Here is a 2038-nt window from a genome sequence, read left to right on the forward strand (position 1 = left end):
CGATGGTGTCGCCGACCTTGATGTCCTGGAAGCCGGCGAACATCATGCCGCACTCCTGGCCGGACGGAACCTCGTTGACCTCGTCCTTGAAGCGCTTGAGCGTCGCCAGGGTGCCCAGTTCCAGAACGACGATGTCGTTGCGGATGATCCGGACCTTGGCGCCCTTGCGGACCACGCCCTCGGTGACCTTACAGCCGGCGATCTTGCCGACCTTGGAGATGTCGAAGGCTTGCAGCACTTCGGCGTTGCCGAGGAAGGTTTCGCGCTGGATCGGGGCCAGCATGCCCGAGAGCACGCCTTTGATGTCGTCCAGCAGGTCGTAGATGATCGCGTAGTAGCGGATCTCGACGCCTTCGCGTTCGGCCAGCGCCCGCGCCTGGGCCGAGGCCCGGACGTTGAAGCCGATCAGCGGCGCGCCGGCGCCCTTGGCCAGCATCACGTCGCTTTCGCTGATCGCCCCGGCGCCCGACAGGATGATCCGCGCGCGGACCTCGTCGGTCGACATGGCGTCCAGCGACCCGATGATCGCTTCGGCCGAACCCTGCACGTCGGCTTTGATGACCAGCGGCAGTTCGCGGTACTTCTTGTCCTGCAGCTTGGCCATCATGTCGGCCATGCTGGTGGCGCCCGCGCCGACCGGATGCATCGACTTCTCGCGCTTGAGACGGATGCGGTACTCGGTCAGTTCGCGCGCCCGGGCTTCGTTCTCGACGACCGCGAAGGGGTCGCCCGGCGAGGGCACGCCGTCCAGGCCGAGGATCTCGACCGGGGTGGCGGGACCGGCTTCGGTCAGTTGCTCATTGCGCTCGTTCAGCAGGGCGCGAACCCGGCCGAACTGGCTGCCGGCCACGACGATGTCGCCGCGCTTCAGCGTGCCGCGCTTGACCAGAACGGTCGAAACCGCGCCGCGACCCTTGTCCAGCTTGGCCTCGATCACCACGCCGTCGGCGATGCGGTCGGGGTTGGCCTTCAGGTCGAGGACTTCAGCCTGCAGCAGGATGCGCTCGATCAGCTCGTCCAGGCCCTGGCCGGTCTTGGCCGAGACTTCGACGATCTGGGTGTCGCCACCCAGGCTTTCGACCACGATCTCGTGTTGCAGCAGCTCGTTGACGACCCGGGTCGGGTCGGCGCCGGGCTTGTCCATCTTGTTGACGGCCACGATGATCGGCACCTCGGCGGCCTTGGCGTGTTTGATCGCCTCGATCGTCTGGGGCATGACGCCGTCGTCGCCGGCCACCACCAGGATCACCAGGTCGGTGATATTGGCGCCGCGAGCCCGCATTTGCGAGAAGGCCGCGTGGCCCGGGGTGTCGAGGAAGGTGACCTTCTGGCCATTTTCCAGACGCACCTGGTAGGCGCCGATGTGCTGGGTGATGCCGCCGTGCTCGCCGCTGGCCACGTCGGCCTTGCGCAGCGCGTCCAGCAGGCTGGTCTTGCCGTGGTCGACGTGACCCATGACGGTGACGACCGGGGGCCGGGGCTCCAGGTGATCGTCGATGTCCTCGGCGCCGATGAAGCCTTCTTCGACGTCGGCTTCCGACACGCGGCGGACGGTGTGGCCAAACTCGGTGGCCACCAGCTCGGCGGTGTCGTTGTCGATGACGTCGTTGATCTTCAGCATCACGCCCTGACGCATCAGGAACTTGATGATCTCGACGCCGCGCACGGCCATCCGGTTGGACAGCTCCTGCACGGTGATGACGTCGGGAATGACGACTTCGCGGCTGACCTTGACCACGTCGGCGGGACCGCCGCGGCGCTTTTCCTTCTCGCGTTCACGGGCTCGGCGAACCGAGGCCAGGCTGCGCATGCGGTCGGCGGAGTCTCCGTCGCCGGCCACGGTCTGGATGGTCAGGCGGCCTTCCCGGCGAACCGGGGCGCCCTTGGCGCGGCTGACAGCCTTGCCGGGGGCCGCGGCCTTGCGGCGATCATCCTCGTCGTCCGGCTTGCGGCCGACGTCGCCGCCGGGACGCGGCGCCGAGCGGGTGGCGCGCTGGATTTCGGGGGTGGCCGGAGCCGAGGCCGGGACGCCCGGACG

The 2038-nt window shown here is 68.0% G+C and carries 1 protein-coding gene; it reads right to left on the reverse strand.

The window, feature by feature from the left end; genetic code table 11:
* Positions 1–2038 (reverse strand): translation initiation factor IF-2 (gene infB / locus WAL33_RS00525; RefSeq protein ID WP_422177442.1); only part of this gene is annotated, 2038 nt, incomplete at both ends.

The organism is Caulobacter sp. (assembly GCF_049283275.1).
In the GTDB taxonomy this organism is placed as follows: Bacteria; Pseudomonadota; Alphaproteobacteria; order Caulobacterales; family Caulobacteraceae; genus Caulobacter.